Origin of the sequence: Arcicella sp. LKC2W (genome assembly GCF_034931005.1) — a bacterium.
GTDB lineage: Bacteria > Bacteroidota > Bacteroidia > Cytophagales > Spirosomataceae > Arcicella.
Map to the genome: position 1 here is coordinate 149188 of NZ_JAYGIN010000012.1, position 24334 is coordinate 173521.

The 24334-nt window shown below is 36.6% G+C and carries 16 protein-coding genes; 6 read left to right on the top strand and 10 right to left on the bottom strand.

Going from position 1 to position 24334, the window contains the following annotated elements; translation table 11 throughout:
* Positions 1–155: 155 nt before the first annotated feature.
* Entirely contained in the window at positions 156–1232 is a 1077-nt protein-coding gene (locus VB796_RS11505) for an alpha/beta hydrolase (RefSeq protein ID WP_323346691.1), read from the top strand.
* Positions 1233–1405: 173 nt separating this feature from the next.
* Positions 1406–3046: a phytoene desaturase family protein gene (locus VB796_RS11510; RefSeq protein ID WP_323346692.1), complete on the top strand. Its 1641-nt coding sequence runs from the start codon at positions 1406–1408 to the stop codon at positions 3044–3046.
* 44 nt (positions 3047–3090) lie between these two features.
* Here the strand turns inward: VB796_RS11510 and VB796_RS11515 are convergent, their stop codons facing one another.
* The 3 genes from VB796_RS11515 to VB796_RS11525 all read right to left on the bottom strand — a co-directional run bounded on the left by VB796_RS11515 (position 3091) and on the right by VB796_RS11525 (position 9278).
* Positions 3091–3987, bottom strand: a complete 897-nt coding sequence (locus tag VB796_RS11515; RefSeq protein WP_323346693.1) for a DUF4349 domain-containing protein — start codon at positions 3985–3987, stop codon at positions 3091–3093.
* A 107-nt stretch (positions 3988–4094) separates the two neighbouring features.
* Positions 4095–8003, bottom strand: a complete 3909-nt coding sequence (locus VB796_RS11520; protein ID WP_323346694.1) for a M36 family metallopeptidase — start codon at positions 8001–8003, stop codon at positions 4095–4097.
* A 360-nt stretch (positions 8004–8363) separates the two neighbouring features.
* Complete coding sequence (locus VB796_RS11525; protein ID WP_323346695.1) at positions 8364–9278, bottom strand: sulfite exporter TauE/SafE family protein; 915 nt, start codon at positions 9276–9278, stop codon at positions 8364–8366.
* A 248-nt stretch (positions 9279–9526) separates the two neighbouring features.
* Between VB796_RS11525 and VB796_RS11530 the strand changes: the two genes are divergently transcribed.
* The 3 genes from VB796_RS11530 (at position 9527) to VB796_RS11540 (ending at position 16193) form a co-directional block, all read left to right on the top strand.
* Positions 9527–12475 (top strand): M16 family metallopeptidase, encoded by a 2949-nt coding sequence (locus tag VB796_RS11530; protein ID WP_323346696.1) that lies wholly within the window; start codon positions 9527–9529, stop codon positions 12473–12475.
* Positions 12476–12870: 395 nt separating this feature from the next.
* Positions 12871–13449 carry an NAD(P)H-dependent oxidoreductase gene (locus VB796_RS11535; RefSeq protein WP_323346697.1) on the top strand — a complete coding sequence of 193 codons (579 nt, stop codon included), beginning with the start codon at positions 12871–12873 and terminating at the stop codon, positions 13447–13449.
* A gap of 278 nt (positions 13450–13727) precedes the next feature.
* On the top strand, positions 13728–16193 hold the full coding sequence (locus tag VB796_RS11540) for a ribonuclease R family protein (protein ID WP_323346698.1): 2466 nt from the start codon (positions 13728–13730) through the stop codon (positions 16191–16193).
* 154 nt (positions 16194–16347) lie between these two features.
* Here VB796_RS11540 and VB796_RS11545 read toward each other — a convergent pair whose 3' ends face one another.
* From VB796_RS11545 to hpt, 7 genes are all read right to left on the bottom strand, one after another.
* Positions 16348–17052 carry a sulfite oxidase-like oxidoreductase gene (locus VB796_RS11545; protein ID WP_323346699.1) on the bottom strand — a complete coding sequence of 235 codons (705 nt, stop codon included), beginning with the start codon at positions 17050–17052 and terminating at the stop codon, positions 16348–16350.
* 147 nt (positions 17053–17199) lie between these two features.
* On the bottom strand, positions 17200–18192 hold the full coding sequence (locus VB796_RS11550) for an aspartate-semialdehyde dehydrogenase (RefSeq protein ID WP_323346700.1): 993 nt from the start codon (positions 18190–18192) through the stop codon (positions 17200–17202).
* Between the two features lie 129 nt (positions 18193–18321).
* On the bottom strand, positions 18322–18732 hold the full coding sequence (locus tag VB796_RS11555) for a hypothetical protein (protein ID WP_323346701.1): 411 nt from the start codon (positions 18730–18732) through the stop codon (positions 18322–18324).
* Positions 18733–18951: 219 nt separating this feature from the next.
* Complete coding sequence (locus VB796_RS11560) at positions 18952–19527, bottom strand: 5-formyltetrahydrofolate cyclo-ligase (RefSeq protein ID WP_323346702.1); 576 nt, start codon at positions 19525–19527, stop codon at positions 18952–18954.
* Between the two features lie 182 nt (positions 19528–19709).
* Positions 19710–21182: a DUF4301 family protein gene (locus VB796_RS11565; protein WP_323346703.1), complete on the bottom strand. Its 1473-nt coding sequence runs from the start codon at positions 21180–21182 to the stop codon at positions 19710–19712.
* An 84-nt stretch (positions 21183–21266) separates the two neighbouring features.
* On the bottom strand, positions 21267–21992 hold the full coding sequence (locus VB796_RS11570; RefSeq protein ID WP_323346704.1) for an SIMPL domain-containing protein: 726 nt from the start codon (positions 21990–21992) through the stop codon (positions 21267–21269).
* A 77-nt stretch (positions 21993–22069) separates the two neighbouring features.
* Positions 22070–22627, bottom strand: coding sequence for a hypoxanthine phosphoribosyltransferase (gene hpt, locus VB796_RS11575; RefSeq protein WP_323346705.1), 558 nt, complete (start codon positions 22625–22627; stop codon positions 22070–22072).
* Between the two features lie 160 nt (positions 22628–22787).
* Here hpt and VB796_RS11580 point away from each other — a divergent pair, with 160 nt between their 5' ends.
* On the top strand, positions 22788–24299 hold the full coding sequence (locus tag VB796_RS11580) for a DUF4394 domain-containing protein (protein ID WP_323346706.1): 1512 nt from the start codon (positions 22788–22790) through the stop codon (positions 24297–24299).
* The last annotated feature ends 35 nt before the right edge of the window (positions 24300–24334 follow it).

The following is a 24334-nucleotide window of genomic DNA, read 5'->3' on the forward strand; positions in this document are numbered from 1 at the left end:
TCATACCGCCAAACGCCCAAACAATAGCGTTTTTAGTCCATCAATAAAAAAAATCTTAAAACCTTATTCTTGAAAATGAGTTTTAAGTAAAAATCAGGATAACCTAAAGATATTATTGCGTACTTTTGCAGATTGATAAAACCACGATAAATTAAATGAGTAAGAATATATTGTACTTTGAACTAACCACGCCAGTAGAAGATGAACGCCCTGTGTATATTTCTGGAAATTTTAACGCTTGGCTACCTGATAAAGAAGAACTTAGATTAGATAAAGTTGAGGATGGCAAATACGCTTTAAAATTCCCTGAAAATATAAAATTGCCCGAGACATTTGAGTACAAATACACAAAAGGTGGTTGGAATCAAGTGGAATTAGATGAATTCGGAAATCCAACAGGAAACCGTGTCGCTAAGAATAAAACAGGCGTTTTTCATGATTTTGTCCCTCACTGGAGACTTGACGGCGAGAACCTTTCTGAAAATCTTATGCCAGAAGTTCGCTTAATTTCTGATGAATTTGAGATACCGCAGTTAGGTAAAAAACGTGCCGTTTATATACTTTTGCCTCATAATTACGAAAAATCAACCAAGCGTTATCCTGTTATTTATTTGCAAGATGCCCAAAATCTTTTTGGCAATGGTTCTGAATTTGGCAATTGGGGTATTGATAAACAATTAGCCGTTTTGGCAGCTCGTGAACACGGAGACGTTATCGTCGTAGCCATTGCACACGGTGGCGATGAACGCTTTGAAGAATATTCTCCATATAGCAATCCAAAATTAGGGAAAGGACAAGGACGAAAATACGCACAATTTTTAGCCAAGACTTTAAAACCGTACATCGACAAAAATTATCGCACCATTCCCGACCGTGAATCGACAGGTATTGGAGGAAGTTCTTTGGGCGGTTTGATTAGTATTTATGCGGGATTGATGTTTCCTGAAGCATTTGGACGATTGATGATTTTCTCTCCCGCTCTCTGGATTTCTCCTAATATTTACTTCGATGCTATTGATTTCCTCTCGCATTTGCCAACTCGTATTTATGTATATGCAGGAGGGCAAGAAAGTGCCGCAATGATTCCAAATGTTGAAAAACTAAAACAAACCTTTGAACGTCAAGGCGTTAAGAAGACAGAAATCAATATTTCACTCGACCCAGAAGGAAACCACAGCGAAGACCAATGGGGCAAAGAATTTCCGAAAGCAATGGAGTGGCTGTTTTTTTAGTAATTGTAAAAATAGATTTTAGAATGCAGAACAAGGAATTGAGAATGTAGAAGCGGGTTTAACTAAACTTCTACATTCTTAATTCCTTGTTCTGCATTCTGCATTTTATAACAATTGAAAATTTAACAAAAAAAATAATTTTGTGTTATCTCTACATAAAGTCAAAATAAAAAATGAAAAAAGTCGCTATCATCGGAGCAGGTATTGCGGGAATTGCCTCCGCTATTCGTTTGGCTCATAAAGGTTTTGAGGTTTCGGTTTATGAAGCCAATGCCTACGCAGGCGGAAAGTTGAGTAGTTTTGACCTAAACGGTTATCGTTTTGATGCAGGGCCTTCACTTTTTACACTTCCCGATTTAGTTACTGAATTATTTGAATTAGTGGGTAAAAATCCCGCTGATTTCTTTGAATATGAACAACTTAACGAAGTTTGTCGGTATTTTTGGGAAGACCAAACTCGATTAACAGCTTGGGCTGAACCTCAAAAATTTGCCGAAGAAGTTGAACAAATCACAGGTGAACCTGCCGAAAAAATTACGCAATTTTTAAAAGATAGTGCCTTTAAATATGAAGTTTTAGACGGACTTTTTTTACAAGATTCTCTGCATAAATTATCTACATGGACATCTCGAAAAGCCTTAAAAGGTTATTTGAATCTTCCTAAATTAGGTATTTTCGGAACGATGAATGATGCCAATAAAAAGTTATTCAAAAACCCAAAAATTGTCCAACTTTTCAATCGTTATGCCACTTACAATGGCTCTGACCCTTACCAAACGCCTGCCACTTTGAATATTATTCCACATTTGGAGTATAATATCGGAGCATTTTTCCCCAAAAAAGGCATGGTTTCTATCACGAATTCTTTGGTAAAATTGGCGGAAAGTGTGGGCGTTAAGTTTTATTATGAAACGAAGGTGGAGGAAATTGTAGTGAAAAATGGAAAAGTGACGGGGGTAAAAGTTATGGGTGAAGGAGTTATGAGTAAAGGGATTATGGGTGAATGGGTTATGAGTAAAGAGGTTACGAGTGAAGAGTTAAGAGTTATGGGAAAAGAGTTTATAAGTGAAGAGTTAAGAGAGATAAGAAATGCGAAAGGTGGTTCTGTTAACCAAATAACGCATAACTACGACCTCATAACTCATAACGCTAACTTCATTCCTACCGATGCCATTGTTTCCAACATGGACGTTACACATACTTATCGCAAACTTTTACCGCACCAAAAACATCCAAATTTCCTGTTAAATCAGCCTAAATCGAGTTCTGGAGTTATTTTTTATTGGGGAATAAAAAAGCAGTTTACCGAATTGGGTTTACATAATATTTTCTTTAGCGATAATTATCAGGAAGAATTTAGGACGATGTTTGATAAGAAATCAATTTATCACGACCCAACGGTTTACATCAATATTACTTCAAAACATAAAACTGACGATGCCCCAGAGGGTTGCGAAAATTGGTTTGTGCTGATAAATGCACCTGCTAATGAAGGGCAAGATTGGGATGAAATTATTCGTCAGACTAAAGAAAATGTGTTGCAGAAAGTTGGTAAAATTTTAGGGCAGAATATTGCAGAACTAATTGAATGTGAGGAGATTCTCGACCCAAGAACGATTGAATCAAAAACCTCCTCAGCACAAGGAGCCTTATACGGAAATTCATCAAATAACCGTTTTGCGGCATTTTTGAGACACGCAAATTTCTCTTCAAAAATAGAAAATTTGTATTTTGTAGGTGGAAGCGTTCACCCAGGAGGTGGTATTCCGTTGGCACTTTCTTCTGCAAAAATTATGAGTGATAATTTTAAGTAACACAGGCTTTAGCCTGTTTGATTGACGACAGACTAAAGTCTGTGTTACAAATTCATTTTTACTCGTTTTTTGTACAGCCAAAATCCTCCGAAAGCCAACAAGACCACAAACCAAAGTCGGAAAATCAGCACGACTATCTCTTCTAAAAAATACCAACCTTCACGAATACTTTGCCAAATTCTAAGGAATAAATTAGGTTTAAAGGCGTGTATATTTTCAATATTTGGCAATTTTTCTTGCATAATTGCCATTGGCTGATAAAGATGCAAAGTGATGGTACTATAATTTACTTCGTCTTTGAGTTTTAAATTTAGTAACTGATTTTGGTCGGCTGAAGATTGGTGACTGAGTAAATTCTCCTCCGCTAATGAAGTTTCTGTCAGCTTTTTACCTTTCTCATCAATGTTTTTTTCAAATCTTTTTTCAAATTTAGTGAAGCGTTTTTTCTGTAACTCATTACTCATTAGCGACAAACTCACATCATCGGCAGAAACAGTTTGATTATCTAAAAATGCCATCAAAGGTTGCAATTCCCGAAGCGTTTTTTCAAAATATTCATTCGGGATTCTAAGCGTAATTTCATTGCTTGTTTCATACGATTTGCTTCTCAAAATCGAATCTTCACTAATTTCTATTTCATTGATATTAAAAACCTGAGTCGATAATTCGTTGCGAACAACAAAACCCTTGTACTTATCCACCAAATCCTCCACAACATTCGTGGCAGTTTGTACACTCTTAACCTTAAATCTAACATCAGCAGTACGGATAAATTTGCGGTCTTCGAGAGAAAGTGGTACGCCTGCATCCGCCGCAGGGGTGTCAACAATGGAAGTATCCGTTTCGGCAAATTCGGAAGAACTTTCCCCTTTCTTTTCTGAGCAATTAGTAAGTGAAAAAGCTATCATAACAATAGCCATGAGCATTGGGAGATTTTTCATTTTTGTAAAGGTTTTGTTGTCTAAAATAAACGTCAAACCTTTACAAGAAATTATTAATACTTAAATAAATATTAATAAATACTTAAAAACTTGTTAAAATAAATGTTTTAAAGCCCAACATTCAGCTTACTATTCAAAGTATTAAACACCAATTTAGCAGCATTTTTATATTCTATACTCTTTGCATCAGCTATTCCGTTGATAGTTACTGTATGGTTTTGGTCAATAATAACAATATCTCCTGTTTGAGGAACACGACCCATATCCCAAGTTAATGGATTTTCCCAATCGCCACTTATGATACTTTTTATCAGCGAAAATACGTTGACCGTTACAACATTGCTTTTATCTGAAAGGCAAACGAAGCTGTTCTGTATTTTTTCACATTTAGCATAATATTGAGTTGTCATGGAAGGAGATATTGGCATAGTTATCAAGGAATTATCCGACGAATTGTACCACTTCAAAACATTATTATTTCCAGTACAACCTGTTGATTTCAAAGAAATACTGCTTCCAATAAGTATTGTAGTATCAGCCTGAATAACAGGAATTGAAGCAATATTTACCGTTATCAATACATTCATAAAAGCACTTTGGCAATGGGCATTTTCGCAACGAACTTTAAATGTTGTGTCTGTTGTAAGTGCATTCGTGATAAATGAAGAGCCTATATGTTGTAAGATTGTTCCTGTTGAATCATACCATTTTACAGAATTATTACCACAATTTGCTGATAAAGAGGCAATTGTATTATTACAAACTGTAACGTTGGATACATCTGTTGGCAAAGAGTCTATCAAAGTTTTGGCTGAAATATGATTTCCAGCACAACCCAATTGGCTTACTGAAAAATTACTGTACGTTCCTGCTCTCAAGCCACTCAGACTAAAAGTATTATTAAAAACATTCACATTTTTAGGCGAGCCTTCACCTGTATATGCAATGGCGTATGAGCCATTTGATAAATTGGTAGAAGTAAAGGCAATTGTCCCACTATTCGTATTACATAAACTTGGATTTGTCGCTAAACCTGCCGAAATGGTCGGTAAAGAATTAATAGTAAAAGTCACTGGAACTCTACAAGCTCCATATAAATTATTGGTGACATAAAAAGTGCTTGTTCCTGCGGTAGCACTATTGCCGATGCCTGAGCCAGCCAGTCCAACGGGATTAAAAACCTCTCCATTGAATAGTGAAACCCCACCAGTGGCATCTTTAAACCAACTGTTTATTCCAGAGAAAATAGGAATGCTTGTTTGTAGTCTAAAACTTCCTGTTTTTAGGTTAGTATAGGTACTTACTACAATGATATAAGTTGTTCCCTGAACAAGTGTATGGGTAAATTTTGACAAAAGTCCAATGCCAGAATCATCATCTCCTCTTAAAAAATTAGTAGCAGGACTGGTAGCATTAAATGATGTCTGATAAAGTGTCATGTAGGTATCATCTGTGTTTGAACTACCACTTAAAAGTGCTTGTGTAATTTCAAAAGTAGCAGCTCCGTTGGCTTGAGCGACAAAAGTATAAGTTTTATAATAAACCGATGTACCCGCTGACTCCGTAACATAAGTAGTTACATTATCGCCTCCACCTCTTCTATAAGTAGCACCTATCACAATTGAGCCATCGACAAGACTACTTGATACCGCAGGAACTACTAAACCTTGTCCATTCGGCACGATTCCATTTTGGCATATTGCATAAGATGACGTAGTGGGTACTACCGACGGATTGACCGTAACAGAAACCAATTGTGGAGCTAATGGACAAACACTTGGACTTAATGTAAAATAATATTTAACCACAATGGGAACATTGGTGGTATTGACCAATATTTCGCTAATATTAGGGGTATTTCCAGAGTTTGTGGCATTACTGATGCCAACTACTGCGGGACGAGTCCAGCTAAAAGATACGCCATTGGTTGATGAAGTTGCTGTATAATTAAATGTCGTATTGGTACAAATACTAATAGATTTTGCAGAAGTCAACGGGATATTTCCGATGGGGGTAAAATCTTCTGTGATAATTCGGTCATTAGCAGACACGCCTGTCGAGGCATTTATTCCTAAACCTCTACGGGCAAATGCACGCCCAATGGCACAACGATAACGCATTCCAAATAATAATGAATCAGCCTTCAAAATCGCATTTCGGGCATCTACAAAACTTGGACTACATGGTTGCAACCTCAAACCTTCATTTACCAATTTCAATGCTGCGGTATTACCTCTCAAATCGGTAATGATGGCAGGAGTATCATAAATATTACTTACAATTTGGTTATCCTGTAAAATAATCTCCCAAGTCATATCCCACAGCATCGTTGCCCAAATCGAGCCTATTCCGTGTGGTTGAGAAAAATTAGAATCTCCTACTTTTGCATACGTCACAGGTGCATTTATATTTTCCATATCATAAGAGTAACGATAAGGACGAATACCAGCACCAGAAGTTGTTTGCCCTAAAACATAAGTACCGATTCCTCTGGGAATATTTGCATTGGCAACCGTTGGTGTAAGTGTAGCCCAATTGGTGGTAAGCATCAGGGCAAGATAATCGCTCCAACCTTCTCCTCCTTGCTCGGCATTATCCAAACAATTTGAATTAGCAGGACCTCCCGTTAGTCGAATCGACCAACCATGCCCATACTCATGAGCAATAATTCCGTTATCAAAATCTCCATCAGGTTGAAAAGAAGGTGACCCTGTATTACTCCATAAAAACATTTGCATACGTCCATTGATACCATCAGCAGGGGGATAAAAATTGGCATTATTAACCCCTTCCCCATCTTGAGCATCGGCAAAAACATAATCATTTCCTAAGCCTCCTCTTTGTTGATTATTATTCTGAAAATTTCCACTTGGTTCATCAAAACCATATCGCCAAAGAATATCATGTATTACATTATTCCAGTAAAAAAGATTGGTAATTGCTGCATTCTGATTCCCCGAAGCAGTAGAAACTCCTTTTGTGTAGGCATAGTCAAATTCTAAAGTAGCCGATGTTGGACTTGCCCCAGTAGCGTCATCGGCATTCGTATCTTCCACCGCCCAAACATTATTGCCACGTGTGGTTGTATAGTCAGTGCTACCGTCATTATGCCAGCCATTGGTAGTTCCAGGGCCACTCAAAGCAGGAAAAAATCTGTTATAGGGGCTTATTACGCCTGTTCTTGTTCCATGATTGGGACTTTCAAGAGGGTAATCAAAAACTCGATAAGTATTTTCTGCCACAGAAGGCCGTGGTTTTTCATCATTTGTCAGCCTATGATGTTCCAAACAATCATGGGGTTCAAGATGTTCGGATGTTCCAAAATTACAATGAATCACATCATCATTTTGTCGTAAAATCTCACCAGAAATAGCATCAACATGAATATTCCAGCCATTTTGCTGGTTTTTTGATAAGAATTTGACATTCCAAGTAAGTGTTAATTTTGGCTTGGTTCCTTTATTTTCTTGCTTATCATCAGGAAGCCAATAAAGTTTCACTTCAATTGGATTATTCGAAATATTAGCATCCTTAAAAGCCATTTGAGTAGCTATTCCATTGAGTTGTTTAACTTCAATTTCCTGTAAATTACTTGAAGTTAAACCCACTTTCATCAGAGCTTTACTCAAAGCTTGCGTTGGAGTCAAACTAATTGCTTTTAGATTAATCGTTGCTTTTTGAGCAATATTTTGCACAAAATTATTAGCAACATAAACTACCTGACCATTTTTCAAGGTCAAGTTTAGCATTCCGTTATAAACCTCGATAGATTGATACGTTTGGTTAAAATACACATGATACCAACCTGTTGTGGGCGATAAATATGCACTGGAAACTACCATTTCATCTATATCCGAAGAAATTAATTGATGTTTTGTAGTATTATCTGTAAGGTAACGCTTTGCTGTTTCTATTTCTGTTTGAGCTTTTAGGGTAAGAGAAGAAATGAAAAAACTCAAAAACAACATTATTGGCAATCGGGGCTTACCTGAATAATACGTAAAGTGGTACTTCATAAAATATGAGGCTTTAAATTAGTGGGATTAACTGCTTCAATGAGACTGTATGAAAACTACTTAGGGAGAGTAAATGATAGAAGGGAGAATTTTGTATAATTTCAAAAGTAGATTGAAAATCTTAGAAAGATATATTTCATGAGCTAAAACTATTCCATGATTTATCTTTTGGTAATGAATACAGTGTTTAATAAGTTATCTGGGGAATTTTAACTCTCTGAGAGAACTTCCCCAAGTCAAACATTTTTAGGATAAAATTTATCTTAAAACTTATTAAACAGTTTCACTTTATGGTAAGCAATAATATCAAAAAAGGTCAGCAAATATGCTGACCTTTTTTGATATTCAATAAATTTTATCTTAAAAAAAAGTTTTCATTAACGTGCGTCCACTCAAATAAATAATCAATAACCCGACTACAATTGTCATTGGTCTTCTTTGAATTTTATTGACAAAAAACGCTCCAAACGGAGCAGCAACCACACCCCCAATTATTAAACCTGCAATTACTTGCCAGCCATTGATGCCTTCGAAAAGTAAAAATGTGATACCACTTGCAAACGAAATAGCAAATTCAGCCGCATTAACAGAACCAATAGTATAGCGGGGGTCACGCCCACGACCAATAAGCGTAGAAGTTACGATTGGTCCCCAACCACCTCCACCAATAGCGTCCATAAAACCACCAAAAGCGGCTAAAACACCTAAGTTTTTGGTTTTCTTTTTAACATTATTATTTCTTAAACCTTTAATAATAATCATAACCGCCAACACAATCATATAAACCGCAATGAATGGCTTAATAATCTTTCCATCGATTACATCTGAAAGCAAATAAGCCCCCACCACAGAACCAATAACACCTGGAACTAATAAATAAGTAACTAAACGCTTATTGATATTTTTGAATTTATAATGCGAAAGTGCCGATGCTCCCGTCGTAAACATTTCGGCAACGTGTACACCTGTACTACTGATAGCTGGCGGAACACCCACTGACAATAAAAATGAGGTAGAAGTTGCTCCATAGCCCATTCCTAAAGTTCCATCAACTAATTGAGCAAAAACACCAATTAACAAATAAACAAAAAAGTCTTGGTTTATGCCTGCTACTAATTTATCAACCGAAAACAATGTATGATAGTTGTAAATCAAAATACTCGCAAGCCCTACCAATAAGAAGGCAGGAATGCCAATCCAAAGAAATTTGGAAGAGTAAATATTTTTTTTTGCAACACGGTTAACTCTTGGTTGCGATGGGGATTCTACATTCATTTGATGATATTGTTATTGAATATTCTTGAGGTTAAACATTTTTTGCGTGGGTACAACTCATTTTTTTGACAAATATAGTAATTCTATTTACTCTATCAAACCAATAGAGTAAAATATTTCTTAATTGACATTCAAATAATAGCCATACAACATTCTATTTATCCAGCCGTTTATCAAAAAAAGCAAGACTTTTTCAAAAAATATCACTTTATTGCATTATTAAATCTAATCTAAAATCTACTTTTACAATGATTAAAGCTCGCTTACAACTCTTAGCATTAGCAGTTTTGTTATGCTTCTCATCAACATTTGCACAAAAAACGTATGAATGGAAAACTGCCACTTCGGGCGGATATTCGTATAAATATGTGAGCAACGACCCCATGAAAGCCCGTTTTTATACGCTTTCAAACGGTTTAACGGTTATTCTGAGTGAAAATCACAAAGAACCACGCATTGCGGCTCTGATTCCAACTCGTGCGGGTTCAAACACTGACCCACGTACTAATACAGGTTTGGCTCACTATTTAGAACACATGCTTTTTAAGGGAACGGATAAATTCGGTTCGTTGGATTGGGCAAAAGAAAAACCATTACTCGACCAAATTGACGCTCTTTACGAAAAGTATAACAAAACAACTGACTCTACTCAGCGTAAAGCCATTTACAAGGAAATCGACCAGAAGTCTGGCGAGGCAGCCAAATTTGCCATTGCCAACGAATACGATAAAATGATGGCTTCGATGGGCGGACAAGGTACAAATGCCTTCACGTGGTACGAACAAACCGTTTACACAGAAGATATTCCTGCCAATGCTCTCGAACGTTTCTTGAAATTACAGGCTGAACGTTTCCGCAATCCAATTCTCAGAATTTTTCATACTGAATTAGAAGCCGTTTACGAAGAAAAAAACCGTAGCCTTGACAATGATAACTGGAAGGTTTCGGAAGCTCGTAACGCTGCCCTTTATCCAACCCACAATTACGGACAACAAACAACCATTGGAACGATTGAACACTTGAAAAACCCTTCGTTGGTTGAAATTCGTAACTATTTCAAAAAATATTACGTGCCAAACAATATGGCAATCATCATGGCAGGAGATTTCAATTCTGATGAACTTATCAAGAAAATTGAGACTTCGTTTAAGTACATGGTTACCAAGCCAGTTACAGAATACAAGCCTGCTCCAGAAGCTCCAATCACCGCTCCAGTCATGCGTGAAGTTTTTGGACCTACGCCTGACAATCTTACAATTTCTTGGCGTTGGTTAGGTTCGGTAAATGCAAAAGAGAAAATCGTTGGAACAATTGTGGATGAATTGATGTCGAACTCAAAAGCAGGTTTAATTGACCTTAATTTAGTAAAAGCTCAAAAGGTTTTAAGGGCAGGTTCAAATCCAGAATGGAACAAAGATTATTCAACTTGGTCGATGACGGCAACCCCTAAAAAAGACCAAAGTTTAGACGATGTAAAAGCCTTGTTATTAGGAGAATTAGATAAATTAAAAACAGGAAATTTTGACGAATCTATCATCAAAGCAATTGCTGCCAACTACAAATTAACTGCTATTCAAGGTTTAGAAAATAATACATCACGTGCGTATGGTTTGATGGATAGTTTTATTGCCTCAAAAGCTACAAACTGGAACAATAGCGTAGCACTTAACGACGCTTTGGGCAAAGTAACCAAACAAGACGTGATGGATTTCGCCAAAAAATACTGTGGCAACGGCTACGTAATTGTTTACAAACGCAAAGGAACTGACCCAAATATCAGCAAAGTTGACAAGCCAACCATCACGCCAGTTGAAGTAAACCGTGAGGCTCAATCTGCATTTTTGAAAGATGTCAATGAAACCCCAATGGCAAACATTCAGCCAAAATGGTTAGATTTCTCGAAAGACATGAAGAAAGGTAAAATTGGGAATTTGGACGCATTTTATGTTCAAAATACGGATAACGATTTATTCAGAATGTCATATCGTTTTGACATGGGTTCTTGGAACAGCAAAATCTTACCAATTGCTTTACAATATTTACAATTTGTGGGAACGGACAAAATGAACGCTGAGCAAATTAGCACGGAGTTTTACCGTTTGGCAAGTAGCTTCACGCAAAATTATACCGACCACCATATTACATTGGGAATGTCTGGTCTGAATGAAAACTTTGCCAAAACCGTTGGTCTTTTTGAAGATTTAATGACAAAATGTAAAAAGGATGATGCCGCTTTAGAATTATTGAAAGGCAGACTTTTGAAACAAAGAAATGATGCCAAATTGAACAAAGGAGCAATTCTGCAAGGCTTAACTGCTTACGCAACTTTTGGGGCGAAAAACCCAAGAAATACCTTACAATTCACCGATGCAGAGTTGAAAGCATTGACCGCAGATGAGTTGATTGCTTTCTTGCAAAACTTGTTTTCGTACAAACATTCAATTGTGTATTACGGCCCACAAACAATGGAAAGTTTAGCGTCTTCGGTGAATGGTATTCATAAAACATCTGCTACTTTCAAAGCTGACTTACCACTTGTTGCAAATTTTGAAGCGACTTCTCCAGAAAAACCAGTTGTATTATTTACAGATTACGACATGGTTCAAGCGGAAATTAACTGGGTTCGTCCAACCATTAAATACAGCGTAGCAGAAACGCCAATCGTAGAATTGTACAATAATTATTTTGGCGGAGGAATGTCATCAATTGTATTCCAAACTATCCGTGAATCAAAAGCTTTGGCGTATTCAACGTATGCGTATTATTTCACGCCAAGTACCAAAGATGAAAAATACCGAATGGTAGCTTATGTAGGAACGCAAGCCGATAAAATTCATGAATCTATTGCAGGAATGAACGAATTATTGAACGTTTTTCCAGAATCTCCTAAAAATTTGGAAACGGCAAAAGCCAGCATGAAGAAAAATTATCAAACCGAAAGAATCACCCAAGATAATATCATCAATACGTATTTGAATAATCAAGACAAAGGCGTTTCGGGCGATGAGCGTCAAGCGATTTATCAGGCTTTGGACAAATTAACGATTGAAGATTTAAAGAAATTTCAAGACACTGAATTTGCCAAAAAACCATACAATATGTGTATTGTGGCTTCAGAGAAAAAAGTGAATTTGGAAGACCTAAAAAAATACGGAGAAGTTAAGAAATTAACTTTGGAAGAGGTTTTTGGTTATTAATTTACGGAATTATCTACTATTTGTCGCAAGACAAAATTAGACCACGGATAGAACAGATAAAACAGATTTACACTGATTTTTCTTTAAATTTATCCGTTGAATCAGTACAATCTGTGGTCTAATTTTATTCTGCGACAAATTGTTGATAGTTCCGTAAATTTAAGTAACTGGTATAATTGTCCACAATTGTACAACAAAGTGTCTTCGCTTACGTGAGCGTGGACGCTCAAATTAATTCAAACGTAGGCGTTTGAACCAGTTAGAGAAATTAATTTATTATAGAAAAGGAAGTCTTTGCTCAAAGCGAAGACTTCCTTTTGTTTTATAACTTGTAACTTTTTGGTACGAGCTTTGGTTATCAATAGGTATTCCCCAATAAAAACTAATATTTAAACATGAACATTGCCATAATTGCCACATCTCCAAGACAAAATAGTAACTCTTTACGCTTTTCAAAATATATCCAAAAAACACTACAAGCATCTGACTATGAAAATGTTACCGTAGTGGATTTTCATCATTACGACATTCCATCGGTGGGACGTGGTACGGTGAAAAAAGATGATTTAAGCACTTTTCAAAGTGAATTGATTACTGCTTGGGAAAAAGCCGATTTAGTATTTTTTGTAACACCAGAATACAATTTTACCGTAAATGGCGATTTATTGAACGCCCTTCATCAGTTAGGTTCAAAGGATTTTGCTCACCTTTTCAACAATAAAACATTTGCTTTGGCAGGTGTATCAAGTGGCAGAGGCGGTAAAGTTCCATGTTTAGAATTAACAACGGTGATTAATAAAATTATCAATTTCAGCAATCAATATTCTGTCGTTTCACCCCGCATATACGAGTCGCACGAAACGCATAAAAACCTTGATGAAAACGCAGATTCACTTGGAAATGCTATTTATGAAAATACCGTAAAAGCGTTTATTGACTATTCTTTAGAAGTGGCAAAACGTTGGAATGCGTAAGATAGGAACGTTTAGAACCTTTTATAGGGTAATTCTGAATATGGGCTAACGCTGACAGGATTTTGAACCCTGCCAGCGTTTTTCTCGGTATATTATCAATGAAAAAACAAATTATTTCCCTCAAAATCATTCCTTCTCATCTACTCCGTTCTTGCCGTCAATCGACTGATATTTTGGAATTTGGCTAATAAATAGCGACCTTGCGAGATAGTAGCAATTGATACTGTTGCTCAAAACAACAAAACATTTCACTAACACCTAAATAACCAAAACAAAAAATGACAGAATTAAAACCATCAAAAGAACAAAATTTTAGAAGTAGAATTAAGGCTGAAATCCTTGAATTCTTTCAGCTAAATGAAGATACTGCTTGGTCATTGAACCAAGTACATAAAGCGTTTGCCATTCGTGACCGCAAAACAAAAGACCTTTTTGGAGATTTATTAACGGAACTTCAAAAAGACAAAAAATTGATTCGTCAACAAGACGGTCATTATTTAGCAGATACCACCACCGAATTTGTGGAAGGACGTATCGACCATGTAAATGTTCGCTTCGGATTTGTCATTGTGGACGGTCGTGAAGGTGATATTCTCATCAATGCCCGTGATTTAAACGGAGCTATCGACGGCGACATTGTAAAAGTATTAGTTTGGGCAAAAAAGAAAAAAGGCTCGGACCGTACCGAAGGCGAAGTAATAGAAATTCTACAAAGAGGACGTGCAGAATTGGTTGGTACAATCGAAATTATGCCAAATTACGCCTTCGTTGTGGCAAGTTCAAAGAAGATTTTTGGCGATATTTTCATTTCTAAAAATGACCTAAAAGATGCTCAACACGGTGATAAAGTTATTGTAAAAATCACGAAATGGGCTGAAGGTGAGCGTAAAATGGAAGGCTTCGTCAAAGAAGTATTAGGAAAATCGGGCGAAAATAATACTGAAATGCACGCCATTTTAGCAGAATTTGGCTTACCAAATCATTTTCCAGAACAAATTGAAAAAGCTGCCGATGCCATTCCAGTAAAAATTACCGCTAACGAAATCAAAAAGCGTCGTGATTTTAGAAAAATAACCACTTTTACCATTGACCCAGTTGATGCAAAAGACTTTGACGATGCCTTGAGTTTTGAATTCTTGGAAAACGGAAATTACGAAGTAGGAGTTCACATTGCCGATGTTACGCATTACGTTACGCCTGAGTCTGTATTGGAACAAGAAGCATATTTGCGTGCTACTTCGGTTTATTTGGTAGATAGAGTTGTGCCGATGTTACCCGAAAAACTCTCGAACGGACTATGTTCACTTCGTCCAAATGAAGATAAATTGACATTTTCAGCCGTTTTTGAAATTACACCCAATGCACAAGTCGTAAAAGAATGGTTCGGAAGAACTGTTATTCACTCCGACAAAAGATTTAGTTACGAAGAAGCACAGGAGCAATTAACAGAGAATAGAGAAAAGATTACAGAGGAGAACAACGATGATGTTCATATTCTTACTGATAATGTGGCGTTAGTTGATAACATTGAGGACAAAACAGCCAATAATGCGGACAATTCAATAGAACAAGAACCGAAGAAAAAAGGTAGAAAGAAGAAAGTTGAAGAGGTTGAAACACCAAAACCTAACACCCAAAACCTAACACCTGATTACAAAAAAGAACTCAACATCTTAAACCAACTCGCTCATAAATTACGAGATGAGCGTTTTGCGAAAGGTGCTGTAAATTTTGAAACGGTAGAGGTAAAATTCCAATTAGATGAAAACGGAAAACCTTTAGGAATTTATCAAAAAATACGAGTTGATTCCCATAAATTGATTGAAGAATTCATGTTACTTGCCAATAAAAAAGTAGCAGAATATGTGTTTAATTTGAAAAAATCTGAGCCAAGAAACACGATGGTTTATCGTACTCACGACGCTCCAGACCCAGAAAAACTCAAAAATTTCTCAACCTTCGCCAAGCGTTTTGGCTATACAGTTGATACTGACACTACTAAAATAAGTGCTTCTTTCAATGAATTAATGCACGACGTAGAAGGAAAACCAGAACAGAATATTTTGGAGAATTTGGCGGTTAGAACCATGTCAAAAGCTAAATATAGTACCGACCCAATCGGTCACTTTGGTTTGGCATTTCCATTTTATTCGCACTTTACGAGTCCAATCAGACGTTATCCAGACATGATGGCTCATCGAATGTTGCAACATTATCTCGACGGTGGCGAACCTTTAGAACGTGCCTCTTGGGAACAACGTTGTAAGCACAGTTCTGAGCAAGAGAAAATGGCAGCCGAAGCAGAACGTTCTTCTATCAAATACAAACAAGTGGAATACATGAGTTTGATGGATGAAGGCAAAGTTTGGGACGGTATTATTTCGGGCGTTACGGAGTTCGGAATTTTCGTAGAAATAACAGAAACGGCTTCAGAAGGATTAGTCAGAATGGTAGATTTGAAAGACGATTTTTACGATTACGACCGTGAAAATTATAGAATTGTCGGACAAAGAAACGGACGAGTGTTCACTTTTGGCGATAAATTACAAGTAAAAGTAAAAGAATGTAATTTGGCTCGCAGAAGTATGGATTTGATTTTAGTCGGTGGTGAAGAAAAAATGAGAAAAAGTAAATCGAAAGATTCAAGAGGCAGAGATTCAAGATATAAATCAGGCGATTCGAGGTCATCAAAAGGCGGAAAACGCCCAAGTTCAAGAGATTCTGATAGAAGAAAAAAACGGTAGTTAAATATGTAGAGACGTTGCCTGCAACGTCTCTTTTATTCTATCAAAAAAATGTAACGATTTTGCAACGTAATCCCAAAGACGTTGTAAGGCAATGTAATCTCAAAGACGTTGCAAGGCAACGCAATCCCAAAGACGTTGCAAGGCAACGTCTCTACGAATATCTATCATTTCTCCACGGATAAGCCGTATTTGAATAGCCTCTTTCCTCCCAAAAACCTAATTTATTTTTAGGCATAAATTCCAATCTTTTTATCCATTTCGAGCCTTTCCATGCGTACAATTGTGGCGTAATCATGCGTAAAGGTCCACCATGCTCTAAGGCAAGTGGCTCACCATCAACGGTATGCCCTAATAAAACATCAGGTTTCAAGGCTTCTTCCAAAGATACATTTGTTGTATAAGTATCGTAGCCATAACACATAATATGCGTAGCGGTTTCTTTGGGTTGTACCAATGCCGCCAAGTCAATCAAACTCACGCCTTTCCAAGCCATGTCCAATTTCGACCAAGTTGTTACGCAGTGAAAATCCGAAACGTCTTCCGTTTGGGGTAAAGCCATGAAATCATCCCAAGTCAAAATCACAGGGTTTTCCACTTCTCCATCAATAATCAAACGCCATTTATCCAAAGGAATTTTCGGTTGATAACCCAAATCTAACACAGGCCATTTGGTTGTAAGCGTTTGTCCGACGGGCGTATTTGGCATTCCATGACGATTAATTGCCCCTTTTCCTTGCGGTTTTTCATCCGCCATTGAAGGGGTCAATTTCATTTTTTCCTCAAACCGAGCCTTCAATTTCATGCGGGCTTCAATGATACGGTCGAGTTTATTATCTTGAATTTCTTCGTTTTCCATTTGCTGAATATTTAGTATCGTTTTAACGTAAAAAAATAGGAAAAGGTTTAAAGAATCAATTTCGTCTCTCGTTATCTCAAAACCACAAAAAAAGAGACAAAGCAAAGTGCTTTGTCTCTTCATAAATAAATCAAACCTTATTAATCACTAAATAAGACCGTTTTTAGCTAATGCTTCGCAAATTTGTACTGCATTGGTAGCAGCTCCTTTACGTAAATTATCAGCTACAATCCACATATTTACGGTGTTTGGTTGCGTTAAGTCACGACGAATACGTCCTACAAAAACCTCATCCTTTCCGTGTGCATTGATTGGCATTGGATACACAGCATTTTTAGGGTCATCTTGTAAAATTACACCTTCTTCTGCTGCCAAAATGCTCTTCATTTCTTCTACATCAAAATCGTTCTCAAACTCAATATTTACTGATTCTGAGTGACCACCAATCGTAGGAATACGAACCGTAGTTGCAGTTACCTGAATCGAGTCATCCATCATGATTTTCTTCGTTTCATTCACCATTTTCATTTCTTCTTTGGTATAACCGTTATCCAAGAATACGTCAATGTGTGGTAAAACGTTTAAGTCAATTTTGTGAGGATAAACCGCAGGAACGTCTGTACGACCTTCACGCTCTGCAAAAAGTTGGTCAACCGCTGCTTTTCCTGTACCTGTCACTGACTGATACGTAGAAACAACAACACGTTTGATTTTGTATTTTTTATGTAATGGATTCATTACTACCACCATCTGAATTGTTGAACAGTTAGGGTTTGCAATGATTTTATCTTCTGGCGTTAGTGTGTGAGCATTGATTTCTGGAACAACCAATTTCTTAGTTTCGTCCATTCTCCAAGCTGACGAATTATCAACTACTGTGATACCTGCTTCTGCAAATTTTGGGGCTAATGCTAATGATGTACCACCACCCGCTGAGAAAATTGCTACGTTAGGTTTCATCTTGATAGCATCGTCAAAACCTACTACGGTATATTGTTTACCCTTAAACTCAACCTGTTTACCCACTGAACGCTCAGAGGCAACTGGAATAAGTTCTGTTACGGGAAAATTACGTTCCGCCAATACTTTAAGGATTTCGCCACCGACCAAACCTGTGGCTCCGACTACTGCTACTTTCATTGTAATTAATTGATTATGAATTGATTATATAAAATACTTTAATTGAATAAGTTGTTAAATGTAAGAAGGTTTCCAACCTGTTAAGGAAGTAGCACCTAATTTGACAGGTTAGAAACCTGTCCTACATTATCAAAAACTATGCACCAGCCCTACTCCTACTATCGCTTGATTATTAAAAGATTTATCAAAAACCAAGCCTACTTTGTTGTCTGTAATAACTTCATTGTAGCGTTTTATCGCTTTTCCCAAATGTTGATTCGACCTTATATTTAGATAACCCGAAATCAATACACTTGTTCCTAATGCTCCCCAATAGACTCCATTGGATACTTTTTCACGATTAAAAACGGTATAAAGTGAAAACCCTGCGGAGAGCATATTAATAATTTGTACAGCTTTTCTTTGCTTTTTAAAAGTCAAAAACGCTACATTTACTTCTGTATCTTTTGCCTGCAATAATGGAATTTGCAAGGCTAATGGATTTTCGAGAATTTGACGGTCATAAATAAACCGTGTACTGAAAATCTTTTGCTTAATCACTATGGGATATAACCCTTTTCGTTCAATCTGACCGAATGACTGTGAATAAAAACAAACTAAAAAGAAAATTAATATCCTGATTTTCACGGCTGTACGATTGCTGAAAAAGTCCGCAAAATTACTCTATAAAATTGGAAGAGAAAAGGGAAATTAGCGTTTAGCGTTTAGAGTTTAAAGACGAATAATATAATCAATTGATTATCAGAACGTTAAAACATTTTAAAATTTATAAATATTTGAGAAAGTAATACAAAAATCCATTTTTACATCAAAATTATTTACATCTTCAATTTGTTCGATTGGTTCTTCGAGGCAAATGCCAATTTTTAAGGTTTCGGGGCGACATTGTTGTAAAAATCTATCATAGAAGCCTTTTCCATAACCAACTCGATTGCCTTGTTGGTCAAAAATTAAGAGTGGAATAATTACTAAGTCAATTTGATTAGGCTGAATTTCCACCAAAGTTTCTCCAGATGGCTCTAAAATTCCCCAATTATTTTCGGTTAGATTTTCTTCATCAAAAAGAAAGTGCTGCATTTCAAAAGTAGAAGGAATAATTCTTGAAATGACAATTTTAATTTCAGAATAATTACTTTGCAATTCTCTGATTATCAAAAATGTATCTACTTCATTTTGTTTTTTTATGGGAAGAAATACGTGTAAGTATTTTACCGTTTCAATGTCGATTTCTTGAAAAAATAAGTCTTTAATTTGCTCGCTTTTATCCTGAACTTCTACGTGAGAAAGCGTTTTGCGTTTTGTGAGATAATATTTTCGGAGAGAGGATTTATTCATAGTTTACGTGAGCGTGGACGCTCAAATTAGTTCAAACGTAGGCGTTTGAACCAATGGAATTCAGCAGTAATAAAAATCAAAACGTACCACAATGATACATTATGGTACGTTTTGGGAATTGTTTCTTATAAAATGAGACGTATTTAGGTGGGTAACTCTAACACCCAAATCCTAACCCCTAATTACTGATGTTCGTCTCTTAATAAATCGTTTACCGTTTTTACAGGATTGAATGTTATCAAAGGAACTTCCACAAAAATGGTATTCCAATCAGCCATTGAGCCATTCCAAAGTCCTGGCAATTCTTGTGCTTTAAGGTCTTTTCCGTCTTTTGATTTTTGAGTAACGAATCCAGTTTTAGGGTCACGATATTTCAATAAATCGAATTTTTCGTTACGATAATTTTTCATCGAACAAATCAAATCAACGGGATTAAAGTGCGTTGAGTTATTAAAAATGCCCTTTTGTGCTTCATCATCCATATCAACTTGTGCCGATTCTACAATTTGCAAAGAGGTTGTTCCATCAGGATTTTTACACCAGAAAGGACCTCCGCCAGGTTCGCCCGTATTTTTCACAACACCACAAACACGCAAAGGACGATTCAATTTTTTCTGGAAATACATCACTTTTTCATTGTGATTAAAACCTTCGTAGCCAATTGGAGGCAACACGCAAAGTTCATCTTCAAAAAAGTGCGAAAGCTCTAACAAAAGTGGCTCTGAAGCCCATTCTTTCAGTTGGTATTGATAGTCAAAAATACGGTCTTGGTATTTCAACAAAACACCTGCTAATGCTTTTTTATAAGCAACTGTTGGCTGTTTAATACGGTCAGGAACGACGTTATCAATGTTTTTGATGAATACAATATCTGCCGAAATATCATTTAAGTTTGCCAACAAAGCACCATGTCCTGCTGGACGAAACAACAACGAACCATCTTTTTCACGGAAAGGCGTATTGTCCATATTTACCGCAATGGTATCCGTAGAACGGCGTTGTTCTGAAAAAGAAATATCGTATTTTACATCATAAGCAGCCTCATAATCAGGCACAACTTTATTCAATAATTTCAAGAAACGGCTCAAATGTTCAGGAGAAACGGTGAAGTGTAATTTTACTTTTCCGTTATTATTTGCATAGTTTGCTCCTTCTACTAAATGCTCTTCTAATGCAGTTCTTGAAACATCTTCGTACTTATGAAATTTCAATAATCCCTTTGGCAGAGAACCATATTCCAAGCCTTTTTTGGTAAGATAATAATCAGCAACTGTTGTATTATCAGCACCTTCTGGAACTATTTTTTGTAAATCATCGGCAAAAGCAAAATCTGATAATTTATCGAAAAACTGGTCGGTTGATTTATCTGATTTACCTTCTTCCAAGAAAGAAAATAAAGATTTGAACATCCTTGTGGCTGCTCCTGAAGCTGGTACAAATTTTAATGGACTTAATTTAGCAACCTTACTTTCATAAAGAGATTTCAATTCTGATAATTCTTCTTCTGATAACTGCGTTACGCCGTCATTTGGTGTAGCAGCTTTTTGTAATTGCATGAAAGGAAAGCCCTCTTTAAAATCGCTGATTTGTTGGTAAACAGTCTCTAAATCAATTCCTAATTCATGAATCTGTGTGAAATCTTTTTCTAAAAACATAGTCTTGGGTTGAAATCTAATAAGGTAATAAATAAAAATAGCACGACTCAAAGAATCGTGCTACTAAGATAAGATTAATTCATATTATTTTATCTTAAATACTGCTTTCATTTCATAACGAACTTTAATTTTTTGTACGTCAATAGTGCTTTCAGGCATTGCATCAGCCGCCATTTCCATTTTGGCACTACGCATCATCATGTTTGAATAGACAGGTTGTGGCGTATAACCATTGTCAATTTCAGTAATTTCGATTGCCTCTCCCAATTGTTCGCCTATGCCTTCCAAAAGATATTTAGCTTTTTCTTTAGCCGCTTGCAAAGCCTTAATTTTAATATCACGACGAAGTTGCTCTATTTTTGAAAATTCATAACGGTCGATATTAATTCCTGCCACGCCTTTTTCTTCAACTTTAGAAACAATACCATCAATTTTATACAAATTTGACACTTTCAAGATATAATTTTTGGTTTCTAAAAACGTCGTTGGCTTCTTTTTTCCCCACCATTCACGGTAGCCATTGATTGCTCCGATAGAGAAATTTTCTTTCGGAATTCCAGCTTCTTCTACGGCTTTTTGAAGTTGCTTTTCCAAAACCATAATATCTATTTTATTCTTATTGTCTTTGTCTTTGAAATATTCACGAAGAGAAATACTCACATAGATTTCGTCAGGCAAAACTTCTTGTTCGGCACTGCCATTTACTTCGATTTTCTTAACGAGCGGTTTTTCCATAGTTTGTGCATTGCCCACAAAAGCTGTTGCGAGCATTAAGGTACTCATTGTAAGCGTTTTTATTAATCTGTTCATTGTATTGGTTTGTTTGGTTTTCTGTTTAACGAGGCTTTTTTGTAGAAATTATCTATTAACAAAACATTAACATTGGATTAGCCGTTGCAGGCAACGTCTCTACAGAGGACATACAAATCTGATAAATTTCTGCCTAAACCATCATAATCTAATCCGTAGCCTAACACAAATTTATTCTCAATTTCAAAACCTACGTATTCAACTTCAAGCGGTTGTTTTAGAGCTTCTGGTTTTTGAAAAAGTGTCACTACCGACAATGAAGCAGGATTTTGAGCCATTAGTTGTTGTTTAATTTCAATCATGGTTAAGCCTGTATCTACAATATCCTCAACTACTACAACGTCTCTTCCTTCAATATTTTCTAATAATCCCAAAATTTGATGCACCTTCCCCGACGACTCGGTGGCTTGGTAAGATGATACTCTCAAAAAAGTGATTTCACAGGCAACCGTTACCGACTTCATCAGTTCAGCGGCAAACATAAATGAGCCATTGAGGATAGCTAAGAAAAGCGGTTTTTTGCCTTCGTAATCTTTGTTAATACTTGCTGCTAAGGCAACAACACGGTTTTCGATAACTGATTTTTCAATAAAAACTTCAAAATGTTTATCGTGTACTTGAATAGTTGGTTTCATAAATGTTGATTCAGTTTTAACAAAAATAAGGAATAGGCTTTGGCTAAAAAAATCTTTCCCAGCCAAGTACCTAATTTACAGGTTTTTCAAATCGAAGCAAACCGAACACGTGATAGTCTCGTATATTATTTTAAATGTTAAACCTTAAAAGATTTTATACATGAAATTACCAAAAATCACCTTATTGATAGCCGCTTTTGCAATGGCTTCTGTTGTATCATCTTGCAAAAAAGACGATTCTGTTATTACGCCTGCTAAACCAGACGTAACTTTTTATGCTCTCGCTGATGGCAAACAATTACTGAAAATAAATGCCATGAATTCTGAAATGGCAACGGTAACAACGCCCATTACTGGTTTAATGACCAATGATGTCTTGACTGCCATAGATTTCCGTCCTGCTACTGGGGAATTATACGGAGTAAGTGCTATGAATCGTCTGTACGTTATTAATCAAGAAACAGGAATGGCAAGAGTTATCGGTGCAGCAGCACTGAATCCAACAATCAGTGGAACTGCCGTAGGTCTTGACTTCAATCCAACCGTTGATAGAATTAGATTGGTTACAAACACAGGACAAAATTTACGTTTGCATCCAGAAACAGGAGCCGTTGCTGCAACTGACGGAGCAATTAATGGAGGAACAAGTCCAACGATTGAATCAGTAGCTTATACAAACAACGTAGCGGGTGCGGCAACAACCGTTTTATATGACATTGACCCAAAATCTGATAAACTTTACAAGCAAGACCCACCCAATAATGGAACATTGGTAGAAGTTGGAGCATTGGGCGTAGATGTAACCATGTCGGCAGGTTTTGATATTAATCCTGCGGGAGACGTTGCTCTTACCGCTGTAATGGTTGCTGGGAAATGGGAATTACACCAAGTGGATTTAACAACGGGCAAATTAACAAAATTAGGTAATTTACCAACGGGCAATATCACTGGCTTGGCAATTCCAACATCACCTGTGGCTTATGCGATTGATGAAACTAACAATTTATTGATTTTCAATCCAATGAATATTGGTACACCTGTTAGCAAAACAATCACAGGTTTACAAACGGGAGAAATGATTTTAGGCATTGATTTCCGTCCTGCTACGGGTCAATTATACGGTTTAGGAAGTACAAGTCGTCTGTATGTTCTCAATACTTCTTCTGGTGCGGCAACCGTTGTTGGAACTGCCCCATTCGCTACCTTATTATCTGGAACAACTTTTGGTTTTGATTTTAATCCAACCGTTGATAGAATTCGTTGCATCAGTGGAACAGGTCAAAACCTTCGTTTACATCCTGATACAGGCGGAATTGCAGCGGTTGATGGAGCTTTAAATCCTGGAACGCCAAATATTTCGGCATCAGCTTATACCAATAATTTTGCAGGAGCAACAACAACAGTATTATTCAATATAGATGCCACAACTGATAAATTAACAAAACAAGACCCGCCTAATAACGGAACGCAAGTAGAAATTGGAGCATTGGGCGTTAATGTTGAAACCGCAGGCGGATTTGACATTACAAGTCGAGGTGGCATTGCTTATGCAGCCTTAAAAGTTGGAAGCACTTCATCAATTTATACAATAAACCTTACTTCTGGTGCAGCTACAAAATTGGCTGATTTACCAAGTTCTGTAAGAGCGTTTACAGTAGGAACAGGTTTTTAGAACCATAAAAATCTACATTTTCAACAGTCTCAAGG

Bases quoted from the DNA above. Each gene is read 5' to 3' on its own strand.
- VB796_RS11505 (WP_323346691.1), top strand. From the start codon at position 156: ATGAGTAAGAATATATTGTACTTTGAACTAACCACGCCAGTAGAAGAT.
- VB796_RS11510 (WP_323346692.1), top strand. From the start codon at position 1,406: ATGAAAAAAGTCGCTATCATCGGAGCAGGTATTGCGGGAATTGCCTCC.
- VB796_RS11515 (WP_323346693.1), bottom strand. From the start codon at position 3,987: ATGAAAAATCTCCCAATGCTCATGGCTATTGTTATGATAGCTTTTTCA.
- VB796_RS11520 (WP_323346694.1), bottom strand. From the start codon at position 8,003: ATGAAGTACCACTTTACGTATTATTCAGGTAAGCCCCGATTGCCAATA.
- VB796_RS11525 (WP_323346695.1), bottom strand. From the start codon at position 9,278: ATGAATGTAGAATCCCCATCGCAACCAAGAGTTAACCGTGTTGCAAAA.
- VB796_RS11530 (WP_323346696.1), top strand. From the start codon at position 9,527: ATGATTAAAGCTCGCTTACAACTCTTAGCATTAGCAGTTTTGTTATGC.
- VB796_RS11535 (WP_323346697.1), top strand. From the start codon at position 12,871: ATGAACATTGCCATAATTGCCACATCTCCAAGACAAAATAGTAACTCT.
- VB796_RS11540 (WP_323346698.1), top strand. From the start codon at position 13,728: ATGACAGAATTAAAACCATCAAAAGAACAAAATTTTAGAAGTAGAATT.
- VB796_RS11545 (WP_323346699.1), bottom strand. From the start codon at position 17,052: ATGGAAAACGAAGAAATTCAAGATAATAAACTCGACCGTATCATTGAA.
- VB796_RS11550 (WP_323346700.1), bottom strand. From the start codon at position 18,192: ATGAAAGTAGCAGTAGTCGGAGCCACAGGTTTGGTCGGTGGCGAAATC.
- VB796_RS11560 (WP_323346702.1), bottom strand. From the start codon at position 19,527: ATGAATAAATCCTCTCTCCGAAAATATTATCTCACAAAACGCAAAACG.
- VB796_RS11565 (WP_323346703.1), bottom strand. From the start codon at position 21,182: ATGTTTTTAGAAAAAGATTTCACACAGATTCATGAATTAGGAATTGAT.
- VB796_RS11570 (WP_323346704.1), bottom strand. From the start codon at position 21,992: ATGAACAGATTAATAAAAACGCTTACAATGAGTACCTTAATGCTCGCA.
- hpt (WP_323346705.1), bottom strand. From the start codon at position 22,627: ATGAAACCAACTATTCAAGTACACGATAAACATTTTGAAGTTTTTATT.
- VB796_RS11580 (WP_323346706.1), top strand. From the start codon at position 22,788: ATGAAATTACCAAAAATCACCTTATTGATAGCCGCTTTTGCAATGGCT.